This is a genomic window from Enhygromyxa salina, assembly GCF_000737335.2.
GTDB classification, from domain to species: domain Bacteria; phylum Myxococcota_A; class Polyangia; order Nannocystales; family Nannocystaceae; genus Plesiocystis; species Plesiocystis salina_C.
The window spans coordinates 1-19,798 of the sequence record NZ_JMCC02000037.1; the positions used below are offsets into that span (position 1 = coordinate 1).

A 19,798-nucleotide genomic window follows, 5' to 3' on the forward strand; every position below is an offset into this window, starting at 1 on the left:
CCACATGCCTGCGGTGAGTGGTTTCGCTCCGAGGGACCCTCGGAGCCCGCCGGGCTGCCCGCCGTCACAACCACCGTCTCATCCACGGCCGCATCCACCGTCTTAGTCAGGGACAGCGCACGAGCACGGTCACCTGCCACGCATGGGCTCGGACCGCGGCGGCGCCATCGGTTGCAAAACGACGGCCCGGCAACCAGGGCTCCGAGGGTCCCTCGGAGCGAAAATTCACGGCGTATTAGACTCAATCGAAGCGCTGACGGTCACTCGTACTACCAGAAGACCGACACACCACATGCCTGCGGTGAGTGGTTTCGCTCCGAGGGACCCTCGGAGCCCGCCGGGCTGCCCGCCGTCACATCCACCGTCTCATCCATCGTCAGAGCTCAGGGACAGCGCACGAGCACGGTCACCTGCCGACGCGGATCCAGTAGCCGCTTCGCCAGTGCTTGCAGTTGTTCGCGATCCACCGCCTGCAACCGCTCCGGGTAGCGCAGGTAGTAGCTCCCCCCCAGGCCGTATGCCTCCCCAAACACCATGCGCGACGCGACCCGGCTGCGCCGCTGCAGTCCGCTCTCGAATTGTCCGACCAGCCAGCGTTTGGCTCGCTCGAGCTCGTTGGCGGTGATCGGCTCCGCAACAATGCGGGCGATCTGAACCTCGATCGCGGCCCGGGCCGCGTCGAGCTTGTCCTGGCTGGCGGCCGCGTGAAACACCACGTGGCCTGCGTCGATGTGCTCGCTCGAGCTCGCGCTGACTTGGTAGACCAAGCCCTCGCGCTCGCGCAGGGACTCGAACAAGCGGCCGGCTTGGCCGCCAAGTACGGCGCACAGCACATCGAGGGCGGCGCCAGCTGGGTCGCCAAGCGGGAGACCCGGGAAGCCGATCACGCATTGGCCCTGCTCGCGCTCGCGCTCGATCAGCCGCTCAATCGGGCGGCGGGGCCACTTTGGCGGGCCGCCGGGCCACGCTGGCATCTGGCCGGGGGCCTCGGGGTTGGGCTCGGCCCCGCGGGCGTCGAGGTGCTGATCAATCTGGTTGATCACGACGTCGAGATCGAACTCTCCAGCGAGCGAGAGGACCGCGCGACCGATCGGGTAGTGGCGCGACCAGTTGCGGGCGATCTTGGCGTGATCGAAGCGGGCCAGGCTGCTGTGATTGCCGCGGAGGTCGCGGCCATGGGGGTGGGCCCCGTAGAGATCAGCCAGCATCTGTCGGTAGGCGAGGTGGCCGGGATCGTCGGCGTCGGCGTCGAGATCGGCGACGACGATCCGGCGGGCCTCGTCGATCTCGTCGGGCGCAAAGCTGGGATCGAGGGCGCACTCGAACGCGCGGGCGAGCACGGGCGAGAAGTGCTCGGCGAGGCTCTCGGTCTGCAGCCCGATGCTGTTGTAGCCAGAGAAGCCGTCGAGCACGGCGGCGAGGCCCTCGATCTCGCGGGCGAGGGTGTCGCCGTCACGCGAGGCGCTGCCGCGATTGAGCAAGGCGCCGGTCAGCGAGGAGATGCCTGCGTCGCGCGCAGCCTCGAGCCGCAGTCCGCCGGGCCACACCAGCCAGGCCGCGACGATCCCCAAGCTGGGGTCCGGGCGGGCGACGATCCGAAGGCCGCTGCGATGGGTCGCGTGCCAGATCCCGAGGGCGTCGCGCTTGGCTGGCTGGCGCAGGATCTTGCGCACGCTCGTCGCGTTGGCCTGACAGCCCCGCAGGATCCGGCGGGCCATGGCCTTGGCCGCGCGCGCGTCGACCCGGGCGCGGGGCAGCAAGATCGTGATCGCGCTGCGCTCTCGCGCGAGGAAGCGCGCGCACACCTCGCGTACGTGCTCGGGCGTGAGCCCAGCGAGGATCTCGAAGTACGCGGCCTCGGCCCCGAGCCGCCCGCTGGCCGCGGCGAAGTAGGCCAAGGCGTGGGCCTGGCCCTGCACGGTCTCGCGCCGATAGACCAGCGAGCTCTGCAACAAGGCCCGCGCACGGGCGAATTCTTCGGGCTCGAGCGGCGCGCGGGCGAGCGCTTCGATCTCGTCGAGCACGGCCGCGGTCGCGGCCTCGACGGCGTCGGCGTCGGCCTGGGCGCTGATCATGAAGGTGCCGCTGGCGAGGCCGCTGAGGTAGCTGGCGTAGGCGTCCGAGACCAGCCGGGAGCGGCGTCGCAGGCCGGTCGCCAGGCGCGACGACTCGCCCTGACCCAGCGCGATCGCGGCGACATCGAGGGCCACGCCCTCGAGCGCGAGCGCGTCGCCGCCCTGCCAGCCCAGCCGCAGATACGCCTCTTGGACGTCCTCGCGCAGAACCCGAACACGCGGGGCCGGCAGCGGCGAGGGGCGCGGGCGGCTGCGAGCGCGACGACCCCCGGGCAGATCGCCGAGCAAGCGGCGCGCGTGGGCCTCGACGTGGTCGAACGCGAGCGGCCCGGCGACGACCAAGACCACGCGCTCGCCCCGATGCTGACGGCGGGCCCAACCCTGCAAGGTCCCGGCTGTCAACGCGCGAACCTCGGACTCTTCCCCGAGCACCGGGCGCGCGTAGGGGTGATCCGCGTAGAGATCCGCCATCATTGTCTGGACGCTGCGGGCGGATGGATCGTCGGCGTACTGGCGAATCTCCTCGACCACCACCTCTTGCTCGCGGGCGAGCTCGTCGGGATCGAAGGCGCGGCCGATCAGCGAGTCGACCATGACCTCGAGGGCCTCGACGAAGGTGTCAGCGGGGACGGTCGCGTGAAACACGGTCTCGTCGTGCGAGGTGAACGCGTTGACGTCACCCCCGAGCTGCTCGATCACACCGGCGAGATCACGGCTGACCGCAGGGGCGCCCCCAAGCCCCGGCGAGGAGATCGGCTTGAACACCATGTGCTCGAGCAGGTGTGCGCAGCCGTGCTCACGCTTTCGCTCACCCGTGGCTCCGGCCGCGATCCACAGCTGCAGCGATACGACCCCGCGGTAGCCCGGCGCGGGCGCGGGCGTGGGCAAGGCCAGGACCCACACGCCGTTGTCGAGTCGCAGGGACACGGGTTGCACAGCCGGGCTTGGATGCGTTCGATCGGCTGGATGTTGGCTGCGCTCACGACCCATGCGAGGCTCGTTTTAGACCCCCGCAGACACCTTTGCACTTCGCCGACCGCGGCCGCTTCGCCACCGGTCGCTTCGCGGCTCGGGGCCATTTGTTCGCTATCGCATGTGTGGGCCCCTAGCAGGCCCAGAAGCGGGAACGGGGCCTGGCTTCCAGCGCTCGCTGTGGGCCCCCACGAGGACCGCGGCGCGTGCGTTCGCTTCGGCCCGCGGCGGGGGTGGTCGGTCCCGACGGAGCTGCCTGGGCGCGCCGGCATGACCCGCGGTCCGATCTCCCTGATCCGCCACGCCCGCTTGGCTCACATCTGGGCAGACCGTCACGAGCGCACCTGGCCCGGGTCCCCAGCGATCACGGACCCTCGCAATCCGTTCGCGACGCGCATCCTCGTGGTAGTGTGCCCGCCCACAGGGCTGGCTTCACACCGCCCCAGCCCCTGGCACTCGCGCAGCTTTGACCATGGCCGACCTCGACTCTGCCCTGCCCTGCCCTCTCCCTGCTCGGGCGGACGATGACGCGGAGGCGCTCGAGGACTATCGCGCCAAGCTCGGTGATGAGCGCGCGTTCGCCCGAGCGCGCCGCAAGCTGCGTGAGATCGGCGACTGGTCGTCGATGGCCAAGCTGCTCGTCGAGCACGCCGCCGCGATCGCCGGCGAGATCGACAAGCACGCCAAGGTCGCCGAGCTCGCGTCGCTGGCCTACGAGCTGTTCGCCGAGCGCGTCAACGATCAAGAGGCTGCCAACCACGCGCTGGCCCGGGTCCTGCTGGCCCAGCCCGAGAACAACCAAGCCTACGAGCGCCTGTACCTGGCCTACCAAGGCATGGATCGGCACCAAGAGCTGGCCACCTTGCTGCGCTGGCGCATGGCGTGGGCGCGCCGGGCTCAACCCTCGCTGCTGGCCGGGCTGCACTACGGCTACGCCGAGCTGCAGCGCCAACACTTTCACGCGATCGGTGAAGCGGTCGAGCACTACGAGCAGGCGCTCGCGCACGATCCCATGCTGGCGGAAGCCAGCGATCAGCTCATCGATCTGCACATGTCGGCGGGCGCGTGGCAGCGGGCGTCGCGGCTGATGGAGGCCGAGCTCTCACAGCTCGAGGCCCACCCGAGCTACGCCAGCGATCCGGGCGTGGCTGCGCGGATCGGCGAGCTGCACCTGCGCCTGGCTCGGATCGCGTCGGATCAACATCAAGATCTCGCCGGCGCCGCGCGGCACCTGCAGGCCGCGATCAAGTCCACGCCGCAGAGCCTCGAGGCCCTTCACGCATTTGGCACCCTGTACCTCGGCTCGGGCAAGGCCAGCGACGAGGGCATGGCCAAGGCCTCCAGCATCTTCTTGAAGGCCGCCCAGCTGGCGCGGGCAGCCGGTGACATGCAGCAGTCGCTCAAGCTGCTGCGGCGAACCTTGAGCCTGCGGCCCGATCACTTCGACGCGGGCCAGATGTACGCCGAAGTGCTCGCCGAGCAGGGCCACTGGATGGAGCTCGACGAGCACTACCGCCAGGTCCTGACCTACGTGCAGCCGCCGGCCCGCGTGAACGTGCTCCTGCGCCGGGCCGAGAACTTGGATCAGCGGCTGCAGCGGCAGGAGGAAGCCCGGGTCTGCTACGAAGAAGCCGGCCGGTTTCAGCCCGCGGACGGCGAGGCATGGCAGGCGCTCGAGCGGCTGTATCGCGACAGCGCCGACTGGACCGCGCTCGCGGCCCTGCTCGAGTGGCGCATCGATCAGCTCGGTGATGCGATCCCGACCGCCTCGCTGCTCGAGGCCGCCAAGGTGTTTCACATCGAGCTCGACGATCACGAGCGCGCGGCGCTGTTCTACTTCAAGGTGCTCGAGCGCGAGCCCTTCGACGCCGAGGCGTTCGAGGGCTACAAGGAGCACTTCAGGCGCAAGCAAGCCTGGGGGGCGCTGCGCGATCTGGTGCTCTACCAGATCGAGCAGGCCACCGACGCCGCCCGAGCCGGGCACCCCAGCCCGCTCGACGACAACGCGTTCGCCCAGGAGTTCATCGAGCTCGCCGAGATCTGCGAGCGCCGGCTGGGCGACGTCGACGGGGCCGTCGACGCGTGGGCCCGGATGTCGCAGGCCTACCCCCACGATCCGCAGCCGCGCGAGCAGATGTCGCGCATCCAAAAGCGCACGCGCATGTGGGACAACATGGTGCGGGTTCAAGAGGCCGAGCTCGCCCGCGCCCAGGATCCGCGCAAGCGCTTCGAGATCATCAAGCGGCTCGCGCAGATCTACCGCGACCGTCAGGTCAACCCGCAGCGGGCGATCGAGCTGTACTCGGAGATGCTCTACATCGCGCCCGAGGACCTGCAGGCGACCCGGGCGCTGACGGCCCTGTACGACCGCGCGGGCGACTACAACCAAGTGATCGCGCTGCTGCGCCAGCAGTACGAGGTTGCCCGCAGCGACACCGAGCGGGTCTCGCTGCTGCGGCGCATGGCCGAGCTGTGGCACCACGATCTATCGGCCCCCGCCGAGGCAATGTGGGCCTGCGAAGAAATTCTCTCGCTGACCGGCAACGACCTCGAGGCCCTGCACCGGCTGCAGCTGCTGGCCCAAGAGAGCAACGACCTCGAGCTGCTCGTCGCCGCGCTCGAGCGCGAACACAAGGTCACTGGCAAGGCCAGCGGCAAGGCCCAGCTGCTGCGCCGGCTCGCGCGGGTGACAGAGAGCCGCCTGCAAGATCGCGATCGCGCGGCCCACTACTGGTCGCGGCTGCTCGACCTCGAGCCCGAGAACCTCGAGGTCATCGACAAGATGGTCGCGGTCTACGACAGCGCCGGCCGGTTCGAGGAGCTGGCCGAGCTGCTCGGCAAGGCCGCGGCCGCAAGCAAGACCCCGATCATCCGCCAGCTCGACTATCTGCAGCGGCTTGGCTACCTGGCCGAGTCCAGCCTTGGCGACCCCGAGCTCGCGCGCTCGGCCTACGAGCGCGTGATCAAGATCCGTCCGGATCACCGCCGCTCGCTCGACGCCCTCGCCAACCTCTATCGGATCGACGAGGACTACGAGGGCCTCACGGAGATCCTGGGCAAGCTGCGCGAGATCGCCGACAACGAAGACGAGAGCTTCGAGTTCGCGTGGGAGCAGGCCCAGCTGCTGTCGCAGGCAGACGAGCCGGCCGAGGCCGCCGAGGTCCTGGCCTGGATCGCGCACACGCTCCGGCCCGGCGACAGCAACGTCAACTACGCGCTGCTCGAGGCCCATCGCCTCGCCAACAGCCGCCACGAGCTGATCGCCCACGCCGAGCTGCTGCTGCTGGGCACCAGCGATCCAGACCAGCGCATCTACCTGTTTGGTCTGGTCGTCTCGGCTTGGCAGGCGCTCGAGGACAAGCGCGCGGCGATGCGGGTGACCGAGCGGCGGCTCCGAGAATTCCCGGCAGATCCAGAGGGCCACGCCCAGCTCGCCGAGCTGCAAGAAGAGCTCGGCGAGTTCGAGCACGCCCTGCGCTCGCTGGCCGCCAAGCTCGAGCTCGTCGCCCACGATCCCGATCAACAGATCGCAACCTTGCGGCGCATGGCCGAGATCGCGGATCTCGGGATCGGCGACCGGATCCGGGCGCTCGAGCTGCTGCGTCGGGCCAGCGGCATCGATCCAACCGACCCCGAATTGCGCGACCACATCGAGCAGTTCGCCGAGGCCCACGGGACCTGGAAAGAGCTGCTCGAGATCGACGAGCTGCGGATCAATCGGCTGGCAGAGATGGGCGACATCGCCGGCCAGCTGGATATCTGCACGGAAGCGTCGCGGATCGCCGAAGACCACCTCTCGGACTCGGACCGCGCGTTTGCCTGGGCCCGCCGCGGGTACTTCATCGCCCGCCAGCAACAGCTGGACTTCGACCAGGGCTTTCGTCGGCTGCGCAAGCTCGCCGAGGCCTACGGCCTGTGGACCTTGCTGCTCGAGGTCACCGAGCGCGAGCTGGAGCGCAAGACCTTCGCGGACGAGTTCGAGCTGGTCGAGCGCATGATCGGCTCGGCCGAGATCGCCGAGAACGAGCTTGGGGATCCGCGCCGGGCCGTTGGCTACCTGCAGCGCTCCTTGCAGATCAGCCCCGACGACGAAGAGGTCAGCCGGCGGCTGCAGAACATCGCCGAATCCCACGAGCTGTGGGACGCGTTGTTGGCCCTGGCCGAGCATCGGCTCGAGCACGCCGACGGCTCGCTCGGTCGGTTTGACGCCTACTGTGCCATCTCGCGGATCCACGAGCGCAAGCTCGACGATCCTCGCGCTGCGTTCGCGACCTTGCGCCGGGCCTGGAAGGACCTGCGCGGGCGCGAGGTCACGCTGGCCGACGAGGCGCTCGACATGGCGATCAACCTGGCCGAGGGCAACAAGCTGTGGCGCGAGCTGGCCGAGCACTACGCCGAGCTGGCCCACGACATGGCCGCGCAGGACAATCGGCTCGAGGCCGTCGACGCCCTCGCCGAGGCCGCGCGGATCGTCGATGAGCGCCTGGACGATCCGATCTCGTCGATGCGCGTGCTGCTGCGTGGGGTCACCATGGACCGCGAGGGCGACGTGTTGCTGCCGCGCCTGCGCGAGCTCGCGGCCCGCGTTGACGCCGACGCGGCCAACGGCGCCCACGATGGCGTCAAGGTTGGCGCGCTCGTCGAGCTGCGCGCGATGACGCTGCTCTACGCCGACGCCAGGACCGACGCCGAGCGGATCGCCCTGCTGATCCAGCGCGCCGAGCTACGCGAGCGACGGCTCGACGATGGCACCGGCGCGCTCGGAGAGTGGCTGCGGGTCCTGACCCTGGATGGCCTCGACCTGCACGCGCGCGAGCAGGCCGAGCGCCTCGCGGCGCACTACGGCCTGTGGCACTGCTTCACGCTGATCCCCGCGTGGGAGCTCGAGCAAGCGACCGACAACGCCAGCCAGGCGCAGCTGCTGACCGAGCTCGCCGATCTCTACGAGAACATGCTCGGGCGGTCCGAGTACGCCCTGCGGGCCCGGCTCGAAGCCTGGCGCCGGGGGCCCACGCTGCCGCCGCGCGAGGGCCCGCTCGGCCAACCGCACACGGATCTGTGGCGCCTCGCCGGGGCCGTTGGGTCCTACGCCGGGCCCGCGCTGCCCAACGATCCCATGCTGATGCCGGTCGTCCCCACCCCCGAGCTCGCGGATCGCAAGCTGTGGGCGCGGGCCCGGTTGGACCCCCAGCACCTGACGCCGCCCGGCGGGTCCGACTCGGCCAAGGCGATCGTCGCCGAGTACGAAGACCCGCACTCGGCCGGCGCCCCCGACGAGCTGACCGCGGTCGCGCCCATGGGCAGCGAGGAGTCCAAGGTCATGGAGGTCTCGCGCGTGGAAGAGATCCCCAGCGGCGAGTCCGTCGTGCAGGAGCTCTCGCGCGTGGAGCTGATCGACAACCTGCAGACCAACTCGGTCCACTCGCCAAACTCGGTGATCACGATCGACTCGGTGATCTCGGAGGTCTCGCAGATCATCGAGATCTCGCGGGTCGAAGAGATTTCCTCGATCTCGTCGATCGCTACCAACCCAGCGGCCTCACTGGCCCGCGCCAGCGAGCACTCGGTCGTCGAGCTCATCGACGATCTCGAAGAATTCGAGGAGATCGAAGAGTTCGACGAGTTCGACGGCGTCGAGACCGGGGTCCGCGACATTCAAGAGGTGTCTTCGGCCGACCTCGAGTCCGCGTCGGTCAGCGGCGAGATCGGCAACTTCGCGGATCCTCGCAAGGCCCACCGCGAGGCTCGCAAGGGCTCGATCCCCGGCAAGCTGGATCCAGCGCTGGACCCGGCGACCGAGCGGTTTGGCAGCAAGACCATCCCGCTGCCAAAGCCGCTCGCCAACCAGGCCCAGGCCGGTCGCCCGGCGTTCGACGTTGCCCACGACAACGGCTTCGACCTCGCGCAGGGGCTGCCCAAGCTGCCGGCGATCTCCGGTCCCGTGCTGCCGCGCCGACCCAAGGTCGCGAGCGCGTGGGAGGAGCTCGCCCTCGCCTACGCCGAGCTGCCAACCGCCAACAAGCTCGAGAAGCTGGAGGTTCACCTGGCTTGCTCGCGGCTGTGGGAAGAGGGCGCGGAGCTGGTCGAGCGGGCGTTCGTGTGCCACGAGCGGGCCCTGCTGTTGATCCCCGAGGAGCCGCAGAGCGTGGCCAGCCTCGAGGCCCTCGCGACCCGGCACGGCGCGCGGCCGCGGCTGCTGCGGGCGTGGGAGCAGCTGCTCAACGAGGCCGCGCTGCCCGAGCACGTCGTCTCGCTCAACCTGCGGATCGCCGCGTTCCACGAATTCACCGACGCGCTCGAGCCGGCGGAGGCCCGCTACCGCGCGGTGCTGGCCGTCAACCCCGCCCACGTCGGCGCGCTCGAGAAGCTGCTGGTCATCTACGAGCAGCTCGAGCGACGCGGGGACTACATCGAGGCCTACGCGGATCTGCTCAACGCCGAGCGCCGCGAGCTCGACGACGCCGAGCGCGTGGCTCGGACCATGCACCTCGCAGTGCTCTACGAAGAGACCGGCCGGGGCGACGACGCGCTCGAGCTGCTGCGCTTCTTGGCCCGCGACTTCCCCGAGCGCTCCGAGGTGCCCGCGAGCGTGGCCGCGCTGCTGCTGCGCCGCGAGGAGTGGCCGCAGGCGATCGACGCGCTGCGGACCACCAACGAGTCGCTGTTCGATCCCGACGCGCAAGCGGACAACCTCGCCACGATCGCGGAGGTCTACAGCGAGCGCCTGGCCCTGCCCGATCGGGCGATCGATGCCTGGATCGACTATCGCGAGCTGCGCCCCGAAGACGAGCGCCCGCTCATCGAATTGCAGCGCCTGTACCTCGAGACCACGCGCTGGAACAAGCTGCTGCCGATCCTCGACGCGCGGCTCGAGCGGGTGACGAACTCGACGACGATCGACGACGCCGCGCGCCAAGCCGCGCGGGTCAAGCTGCTGGTCGTCAAGGCGCGCGCGCTGCAAGAAGGGCTTGGCGATGAGATCGCCGCGACCAAGACCCTCGAGCAGCTCACGGTCGAGGCCCCAGAAGACGACGAGGTCGCGCTTGGGCTCAGCCGGCTGTATCGCCGCACGGATCGCTTCGAGGCTGGGGTGACCCTGCTGCGCGAGCGGGTCGAGCGACTCCACGCCGAGCTCGCGGAGCCTCAGGCGGACGGGCACGGCCCCGCACGCCAGCGGATTCGCAACCTCAGCCTCACGCTCGCGCGGGTCCTGCATGAAGAGGGCAAGCGTCACGCGGCCGCGCTCGAGCTGATCAGCCGCGCGCTCGAGCTCAGCCCCAACGACCACGAGCTGATCGCGCTGCGGACCAAGCTCGCGCGGGCGCTCAACGATCACGCCATGCTCGTCGACGGTCTCGAGCGGCTTGGCGAGCCCGACGGCGTGCTCGAGGCCGCCGACATCGCGCGCCGCCGCCTCGCCCAGCCCGAGCGGGCCGAGGCCGCCTACCGCCGGATCCTCGCCGACGCCAAGCGCGAGACCGCCAACGAGCACGGCCGCGGCCCCGAGCACGTCGCAGCCTGGGCGACTCGTCTGACCCGCGCGATCGAAGGGCTGGTCCGCGTGCGGATCGACGCCGGCGATCTCGACGGCGCCACGGCGTTCATGGACGAGCAGCTGTCGGAGCTCAGCGGCGACAACATCCGCGCCCGGCTGCTGACCGAGATCGGCCGGATCACCTACCGGACCACCGGCGACGTCCCAGCCGCGCGGGCCCGGTTCGAAGCCGCGCTCGAGGCCAACCCCGATCACGCCGAGGCCCGGCTGGGTCTCGGTGAGCTGCTGCTCGACTCGGGCGCGTTGGCAGAGGCCGAAAAGCAGCTCGAGAGCGCCGTCGAGGCCCTGACGCTGGTCCGGGATCAGACCCACCTCGTCGAGGGTCTGTTGTTGCTCGCCCGCGTGCTCGAGGCCTCGGACCGCGGCGGCGAAGCCTACCGACGGCTGACCACCGCCCTGCGCCACGACGGCGACGACCTCGCCATTCGCCTGGCCGTCGTCCGCAACCGGATGGCCGCCAAGCGCCACCGCGACGTGCTCACGGCCGTCGACCAGCTCGACCAGCGGCTCGAGGCCCGCGAGCAGGAGCTGGCCCAACCGCTCGTGCTCAGCCCGCGCGACGCCAAGCTGGCCGCCGAGATCCACGCGATCGGGGGCGAGTGCGAGCTCGAGAGCAAGGGTGGCGACCAGGCCGAAGCTCGGCTGCAGCGCGCGCTCGAGTTCGATCCTCGCAACCATCGGGCGCTCGCTGCGATCATTCCGTGCGCGAGCGATCGCGGCGACGTCATCTTGGCCGCGCAGTACGCCTCGCGCCTCGCCGAGGTGATCGAGGATCCCTTCGCGCGCGGCTCGGCCTGGGTCGACGCGGGGATGCTCTACTACAACGCCGCGCAGATGGTCGTGGACGGCGAAGTCAGCGAGACCGAGGGCGGCCGCGAGCTGACCGACAGCGAGCGACGCTCGCGGATCGCCGAGCTCGAGCGCGAGGCGTTCGAGAACGTGCGCATGGGCCTGGTCTTGGTGTCCGACAGCCCAACGCCGGTGCTGGATCGCGCGCAGCTCGAGGTCGCGTTCAGGGCTGCGGCCCCGCACGATCCCTCGTTGGCGCTGCGCTGCCTCGAGCGCCTGTTGTTGCGCGAGAGCACCGACGAGCAGCGCCTCGAGCTGCTGCTCGAGGGCGTCCGCGTGGCGCTCATGGGTGCCACGGCCGCCGAGCCCGATCCCGATCCCGAGCTCGACGCCAACGCCAACGCCGATCAGCCAGCGGACGCAGCCGCCAGCCTCGCGGTGGCCAACGACTACGCCGATCGTGCGGTCGAGCTGGCCCCCATGTCCTCGGCGGCGGTCCTGGCCAAGGCCGAGGTGCTCGAGGCCGCCGGCCGCACCGACGAGCTGCAGCCCTTGGTCTCGGGCTTCTTGCTGCGCGCCAGCGAAGCCCGCGAGCAGGCCGACGCCAGCAATCGCCAAGAGAGCGAGGAGGATCTCGCCGCGCGGGTGACCCTGCTGATCCGGCTTGGCGCGCTGCAGTTCGAAGCCGCCCCCGCCGAGGCCGCCGCCTCGCTCGAGGACGCCGCGCGACTCGCAACCAAGTTGTCCAAGGCTGGGCACGCGCACGGTCAGGTCGAGTTCGGCATTGTCCACCGCAAGCAGCTCGCGCGTCTGTACGAGCGGCTGGCCGAGGCCGGCAAGGTCACCAGCGACCACAAGGTGATCAGCAATCACCACGGGCTGCTCGCGCTCGATCCAACCTACCTCCCCTCGCTGCGGGCCCTCGCGCGCAGCCGCGTCGCCGCCACCCAGCTGCAGCGCGCGCGCGCGCTCTACTCCGTCATCGCGCTGCTCGATCCCAGCGACGACGAGGCCAAGCAATTCATCAGCGCCCACGCCGAGGTCCTGGGCCCAGACACGCACGAGCTCGATGTCACCAGCGTGACCGGCGAGCTCCACACCCACGCCGGCACCGCGGGCATGGCCGACGCGCTCCTGCAGGTGTGGGAGTCGGGCCAAGCCCTGCTCGGCGAGCAGTTTGGCCGGCTCGAGTTCGAGCCCACCGCGCGGGTGTCTCCGCTCGGTGACAACACGCTGTCCAAGGCTTGGCGCGAGGTCTTGCGCCGGCTTGGCCAGACCAAGGTCGCGCTGGTCACCGACACCAGCGAGCCAAGCGAGCTCATCGGGGCCCGCTGCCAGCTGCCGCCCATTCTCGTCGCGGGGCCGCGAGCCACCGCCGCTGGCGACGAGCAGCGTCCAATGCTCGAGTTCGCGCTGGCCCGGGCGCTGTACTACACGCGCCCCGAAGTGGTGATGGTCGCGGGCCTGAGCAGCCCTAGCTTCGCGACGATCACCTCCGCGATCCTGCTGGCCCTGCACCCCCGCCACAGCCAGCGCAAGCAGGCCGCCCGCAACGCCAGCGATCCGCTGAGCAAGCTCGGCCACGAGCTGGCCCGCAAGCTGCCGATCCGCGTGGCCCGGCAGATCGGTACGGCGTTCAAAGAGCACGAGCACGAGACCTTCGACAGTCGAATTCTGCGGACGTGGGCCCGTCGCGCGGGTGATCGGGTCGGTCTGCTCGTGTGCGGCGACATCGAGGCCGCGCTCGCGGTGCTTGGCGGCGACGGCCAGCAAGACCTCCGCGCGCGCGTAGAGGCCAACGCTGACATCCGCGCGCTGCTTGCCTTCGTCGTCAGCGGAGCCTACGCCGACGCGCGCCGCCAGCTTGGCTACGTGATCGATGGCGACGCGGCGCCCGGCGATCGGATCCCCTGCCCGCCGATCAACGTGGCACTCAGCGACGCCGTCGCCCGCGTGCCCACGCCCGTGGCTGCCGTAGATCGCCCCGTTCGTCGGTCGTCGCCCGCCAGCAAGAGCCAGGGCGCGCCACGTCAGGATTCGAGGCCACGCCAGGATTCGGGGCCACGCCCCGCGCTGCGGCCGACGCCTCGGCCGCGTCCGGCCGCGTCCCGGCCCGCGGAGGCAGCGCCTGTGCGAGCTGCCGTGGCTGGGACCCCACCACCGAGCCCTGCTGGGACTGGGACTGAGGCTGGGGCTGAGACTCCCCCGCCGCGCCAGCACAGCCAGGCCGCGCCAGCGCAGCCCGAGATCGCCGACGACCTCGTCGACGCGGAGGACTTCGCGGACATCGAGGCCCTCGCCAACATCGACGACCTCGCGGATATCGAGGACCTCGCCGAAATCGACGACCTCGGGGACCTCGCGGACGACATCGCGGATGACCTCGCGGATCACATCGAGGACGTCGGGGAGCTCGCGGACAACATCGCAGATGTAGGGGAGCTCGCGGATCACATCGAGGACGTCGAGGAGCTCGCGGACGTCGGGGACCTCGCCAACATCGAACTCGCCGAGATCGACGACCTCGCGGACATCGACCTCGCCGAGCCGACCGAGGCCGCCGAACCGGCGGACCCAGACGATGCGCTCGAGCTGGTCGAGGTGCTCGAAGTGGCTGACCTGCCCGAGCCGGATGACGGCGACCAGCGCGAGCACGCCACGCCGGTCAAACCCGCACCCGCGCCACCCGACGCGGCCCAGCAGGCGGCCGAGCCCCTCGCGTTGTCCGACCACGAGTTCGCCGAGCTCGACGACGTCGAGCTCAATCTCGAAGGCGGCGACTTCGACGACGTCGAGCTCGACGACATCGAGCTCGAGTGAGGCTGTTTGAGGCCCTCGCGTCCGTGTTATGACTGCGGCGAGTCGTTCTGGCATGGGCCAGGGCGCACCGCCAAGACCATGCTCGAGAACACGCCGAACACGCCGAACACGCCCGCGGATCGACGAGGCGCCCCATGAGCGTCTGGACCGACGGCAAGGTCGACGTCGTGGTGGGCCCTGCAGGCCTGAGCATCCACCGCGGCGACGACATACAGCTGGTCATCGCGACCGAGCAGCTTGGCGGACCGCTCCCGGCCAAGAAGGGCAAAGCCGCGCTCGTCCGCGCGCGGCCGCTCGCCGTCGAACCGGCGCTCTCCACCGCGTTCACGATCAGCGCGGATCGCAAGCTGGTCCGCACCGCGCTCGGCCCCAAGCGCAGCAGCGTCAAGTTCCCGTGGGACATCAGCGCGCTCGCGTCGGCCGACGGTCAGCGCGTGTTCGCAGCCTACGTGACCGGCACCAAGGCCCGCGCGCTGACCTCGATCGTGCTTGGCAGCCCGCCCGCGGATCCCAAGGGCAAGTGGGAGCGCGAGTACGAGAGCGACAAGCCGCAGAAGGTCGAGTGGCCCGACGAGCTGCTGTGGGAGAAGGCCCCGTGGAGTCGCAAGACCCGCTGGACGACCGATCCCGACCTGCTCTCGATCAACGCCAACGCCCACGCCTACACGGTCTACGACGCCGCCAGCGCGGTCGTTGGGGTGCTGCGGCGGCCGGGGCCCAAGCAGGACCCCGAGGGCTTCGCCTGCGTCCTGCGAGCGCCGCAAGAGAAGGGCACGACGATGGCCGCGACCGCGACCGCGCGCGGGGTGTTGGTGGCGGTCTGCAAGCCCGACGCGAGCGCGGCGATCTGCGAGTTCAGCGACGACGGCAAGCTGATCGCCCACCGTACCTTCGCGGCCAAGAAGATCGGGCCGATCGCCATCGCTGGCCCGAACGTGTTCGCGCTGTTCGAGGATCGCAAGCTGGTCGTGCTCGACCACGAGCTCGAGCCGCACACCGAGCTCGAGCTCTCGCCGGGGCTCGCGGGCGCGCAGGTGCATCTGCGACCCACCGCCGACGGCTTGGCGTTCCTGCTCGCGGGCGGGGAAAAGATCGTGCGCGGCACCGCCAAGTCGGCGCGGTCGTGGACGATCAGCGAATTCGATCTCTCGCGGGTCCCCGCCCCTGGTGCGGCCCACAAAGCCGAGATCCCAGAGGCCGAGATCGCGCCGCCCCCCGAGCCAGTCGGGGCTGACGGCAAGCCCGTCGACGACGGCTCGCGGATCATCACCCAAGCGCCGCGCCTGAGCCTCAACCCCAACCAACCCAACGACGCGTGGGCGTTCACCACCGCTGGGCCGTTCGAGATCGCCCTCAATGCCGTCAGCGTTGGCGGGCCAGCCGAGACCGGGCTCTACGTCGAGGTCTCTGGTGATGCGCTCGACAAGGGGCTGATCGAGCCCGAGTCGGTGGCGATCGAGGGCGAGAACGAGGGCCAGGCCAAGTTTCAGCGCAAGGGCAAGCGCTTCTTGGCGCAGCTGCCTGACTTTCGCGTGCCGGCCGGCATCGAGCCGGTTAAGGACAAGAAGGTTAAGCCGAAGGATCGCTTTCTCGAGAACCCCGAGGATACGTTCTTGACGATCCGCTTGGTCGGCAAGGCCAGCAAGGACGGGGCCGGGGAGCTGGCGTTTGTGCGGGTTGGGTTCGAGGGCACCGAAGAGGGCTCATTGATGCGGGGCCGGCCAGTCACGGTTGGGCCTGATGTGGTCTATCCGCCGCCGAAGCCGCCTGAGCCCGAGCCCGAGCCCGAGCCGCCAGCCGAGGCGACGAAGTAGTTCGCCGCTCCGCCTGTGTCTCGACTTCGCGGCGTGAAGACCCGACTCTGAACGGGCCGTGATGGTCGAGCCGTGCCTTGGGCTCACAAAGCTGCGCAAGTTCGGGGCGACAGCGTGCCGAACGGGTCTGTCTGGCAGCTGACCCGTCCGTGATGCGCCTCGTCGACCAACAAGCACGCCGAGCGCGATTATTGCGCGACCCCGCGACCCCGCATCGGATGTCCTTCCATGGTGCGGGTCAAAGGGAAATCTTCGTCCTGGGGAATGAGGCAATGTGCGCGGCCTGAGTCATGATCGCACGTAGCTCGCCCGACCCCTCTTTGGTGATGTGACCGATCCTTGTAGGACCACCGCTTTGGCTGACTGTCGGTACCAGGCCTGCATACGCAGCGAGCTTGCGTGCGCTCGGGAAGCGAGTGATATCACCGACCGCCGCATAATAGATGTTTGCGGACACGAGTTCGCCGACGCCGGGTATTGTTCGCAATCGTGGGATGACGTCGATGTCTTTGATCAGCATGGCGCCCGCCGACAGCTTCGCCGCCGCGCCCAAGGTCGCGCCCGTGTTCGCGGTCGAGAAGCTGGTCTACGTCGGCAACGGGCGTACTGCTAGGAGCTGCGACACTGCTCAGTGCCGGACATGACCCGGAGCGGACTTAGGGCGTGCGGCACTAGGTGCGCTGGCTCATCCACGGCGGCGAGCTGGGCAGCGTGTGGGCCCGCGACCCGAGCCCAACGGTGGCCAGACTCGGCCGATCGCCTCCCGCTCGTTGGCGATCTCGGCGCTTGCCACGACGACAGAGATAAAGATGTAGGGATAATCCCTCATTGACAACAGAGGCAGCGGCGCCTGGCATGAATACTGTTTCCAGTGGTCATATTCGCGCCCCGGGTGGCACTGATTGCCAGGCGCGATAGGCTGCCGGTTCACGAAAGTGCGATGAGTGGCACCTGAGTGGCACCTGGAGGGCACGTTGGCGACAAGCGCCGTCATCTTGACTGCACGGGGGCTTGGCTCATTCGCGATGTAGAAAAATGTACGCAAAGTTAACTGTTGTCTTTTAGTAGACACTTGCCTAGAGTGTCCGCATGAAAATCGCACCGTACCGCAACATCAGGATTGGGACATTGACCCGCCCATTCTCTGCGACGCATCTCATGGTTGGTCTCATGGTCGCCCTCGGGACCAGTTGCATGGTCGACGACACCGACCCGATGACCTCCGAGCCGCTGCTCGAAGAGTATGAGGAGATCGGCGAGATCCAGCAGCCCGAGGCGCCGCTCCCCGAGAATCACGAAGGTGAGAGCTGCACCTACGACGCGCACTGCCCGGTCGACGCGCCTGCGTGCGTCGACAGCCAGTGCTGGGACGGCAGCGACGGCGATCCCTGCGACTACAACTCGGACTGCGCGAACTCTGGCAACCGCTGCTTCGCGGGCACCTGTTGGGATGGGGGTGTGGGTGACCCTTGCACCTACGATTCGCATTGTAACGTCTCGGCGCCCTTTTGCTCGGACGGTGCGTGCTCGGCCGGCGAGGCCGGGGATGACTGTGTCTACAACAGTGACTGCTCGATGGCCGCGCCGGTCTGCTTCGCCGGCGAGTGCTCGGCCGGCGGGGTTGGGGATGCTTGCAGCTCTGACAGCCACTGTGGCGAGTCTTCCCCCTACTGCTCGGGCGGCCTGTGTTCGGCGGGCGATGTCGGAGACGCGTGCCTCTACAACAGCGATTGCTCACCGGCGGCAGCCTACTGCTCGCTCGGGGAGTGCTCGGCCGGCGCCGAGGGTGACGCCTGCGAGGGGTGGGGCGACTGCTCGCCAGCGGCGTCGTTGTGCGTGATCGGGGACGTCTGCTCGCCCGGCGACGTCGGGGACGTGTGTGGCTATGACGGCGACTGCGGGAGCGCGCCGTTTTGCTCGCTGGGTGCGTGCTCACTCGGTGAGGCCGGTGACGCGTGCGCGTACGATACGGACTGCTCCATGAGCGCGCCGCTGTGCTCGCTAGCCAAGTGCTCGGCGGGCCAGGTTGGAGACCCGTGTGACTATGACACGGACTGCTCGGAGGCTGCTCCGTACTGCTCGGATCTCAACGACAAGTGTCAGACTGGTGAGGCGGGCTCGCCCTGCTCGCTCAACGCGGACTGCATCAACGGCTGCCACTTTGGTCTGCAGGAGTGCGTCTGAGCTTGGGTCGGAACCTGGTGACTCGCGTGTGAATCAAATCGGGCTGGCTCGAGCGGGCTGGCTCGAGCCAGCCAGCCCGAGATACCCAGAAGAGGTCCGGCGGGGCGGCTTCGCAGCGACGCCGTCCCGCCGGACCACACAGTGTCGAAGCGGCCACGATGAGCGTTGATGCCGCGGGTAAGCAAGCTGTTGAACAACCGCTTCCAGGCGACCAGGTCGCCGCGTGGGTCCGTGAGGTCGACGTGGTAGCGGTTCGACATCATGACGGCGGCGTGGACCTGGATGCCGTACTTGTTGGCGTTATACGCACGGCAGTAGCCGATGAAGTTGTTGAACTCCTCCGGCAGCGACCGGGGGCCTGGACGCTAGTATGATCACCTCGATGTCCGACCTTGTCTCCACCATTGCCGCGCTGTCCGACGAAGACGCCGCAGGAATCGAGGCCACCCTCACGGCGCGAACCGAGGGCGTGCGAGGGCTCGCTCCTCCGATCTTCGACCTGATGTACACGCGCCCGCTCCTCGCGTTTCGGGGCCTCGTCGTCATCACACGGCGACCACAACCCACCAACCGGGTGGACAAAGAGCTGTGGCTCCGAGCTCACAACAATGTGTGCTACCTGGCCAACTTTCACGGGGAGCCCGAGGAACGACAAGCGGTCGTCGAGCGGGCGCTGCGGGTCGCTTCGGAGAACCTCGCCATCTATCACAACGCCGCCTGCGTGCTCTGCAAGCTCGGGCAGCCCGAGCAAGCCCTCGACGCTATCGAGCAGGGGATCGGTCTGGGTCTCGATGACGCCGCAGTCCAGGCGATGAAAGACGACACCGACCTCGACCTCATCCGTCACACAGAAGCGTTCGCGGCCCTGGTCGGAGAGCGCGTGCAGTTCGAGCTGCCAGGCTGGGCACCGGAGTGGACCTCCCGAGAATTCAAACAGTTCCAAGAGTTCGTCCGGACGATGCTGCCCGACCCCGACATGTCAGACTTTGCTAGCGGTAGGATCCGGTGTTGTGGCCGCGAGTGTGACATGATCGGACTGGCCAAGCAGTGCCATGGGCGCAATGAGTCCGAGTGGGGCGATCTCATTCTGGAGCACGTCCGCGAGCTGGTCCGAAAATGACCCGAACGCCGTCCGCCTCCGCGGTCAAGGCCGGCCCCAACTGGTCAGCTCGAGCTCGACTTCGCGGCGTGAACGACCCGACTCTGAACGGGCCGTGATGGTCGAGCCGTGCCCTGGGCTCACAAAGCTGCGCAAGCTCGGGGCGACAGCGCGCCGAACGGGTCTGTCTGGCCGCTGACCCGTCCGCGATGCGCCTCGCCGGCCAACAAGCACGTCGAGCGCGGGTCATCGCGACGTTCGCGCACCCCACAGCCCCGCATCGGATGTCTTGTCCGCGGCGTGCTCGTCTTGGGCAAGCCCGCGGGCGAACGCGGGAGATCTGGAGTCGAGGGTCCATCGAGCGGCCTGTACGGCCATGATCTGGATCTGCGCGACTATCGGGGACCGCACTGTTATGCCTTCTCGTGCGACATGCTCGGCCCCGACTGTCCGAGCAAGACCGAGTGCGTGCTCATCGATGTCTCACCAA

The 19,798-nt window shown here is 69.1% G+C and carries 6 protein-coding genes; 4 read left to right on the forward strand and 2 right to left on the reverse strand.

All coding sequences use genetic code 11. The features are described 5' to 3' along the window. Positions 1 to 383: 383 nt before the first annotated feature. On the reverse strand, positions 384 to 3,002 hold the full coding sequence (locus tag DB30_RS15365; RefSeq protein WP_052549527.1) for a M16 family metallopeptidase: 2,619 nt from the start codon (positions 3,000 to 3,002) through the stop codon (positions 384 to 386). Positions 3,003 to 3,519: 517 nt separating this feature from the next. On the opposite strand from DB30_RS15365, the gene DB30_RS15370 reads away from it, so the two are divergent. Together DB30_RS15370 and DB30_RS15375 are read left to right on the forward strand one after the other, a co-directional pair. Then, positions 3,520 to 14,211: a tetratricopeptide repeat protein gene (locus DB30_RS15370; protein WP_052549529.1), complete on the forward strand. Its 10,692-nt coding sequence runs from the start codon at positions 3,520 to 3,522 to the stop codon at positions 14,209 to 14,211. 134 nt (positions 14,212 to 14,345) lie between these two features. Beyond that, a complete protein-coding gene (locus DB30_RS15375) occupies positions 14,346 to 16,025 on the forward strand; it encodes a hypothetical protein (RefSeq protein ID WP_052549531.1) in 1,680 nt (559 codons plus the stop codon). Between the two features lie 238 nt (positions 16,026 to 16,263). Here DB30_RS15375 and DB30_RS15380 read toward each other — a convergent pair whose 3' ends face one another. Next, positions 16,264 to 16,545, reverse strand: coding sequence for a transposase (locus DB30_RS15380; protein ID WP_146659053.1), 282 nt, complete (start codon positions 16,543 to 16,545; stop codon positions 16,264 to 16,266). A gap of 650 nt (positions 16,546 to 17,195) precedes the next feature. Between DB30_RS15380 and DB30_RS15385 the strand changes: the two genes are divergently transcribed. Together DB30_RS15385 and DB30_RS15390 are read left to right on the forward strand one after the other, a co-directional pair. Then, positions 17,196 to 18,209 (forward strand): hypothetical protein, encoded by a 1,014-nt coding sequence (locus DB30_RS15385; protein WP_165703779.1) that lies wholly within the window; start codon positions 17,196 to 17,198, stop codon positions 18,207 to 18,209. A 382-nt stretch (positions 18,210 to 18,591) separates the two neighbouring features. Further along, positions 18,592 to 19,329: a tetratricopeptide repeat protein gene (locus tag DB30_RS15390; RefSeq protein ID WP_146659057.1), complete on the forward strand. Its 738-nt coding sequence runs from the start codon at positions 18,592 to 18,594 to the stop codon at positions 19,327 to 19,329. The last annotated feature ends 469 nt before the right edge of the window (positions 19,330 to 19,798 follow it).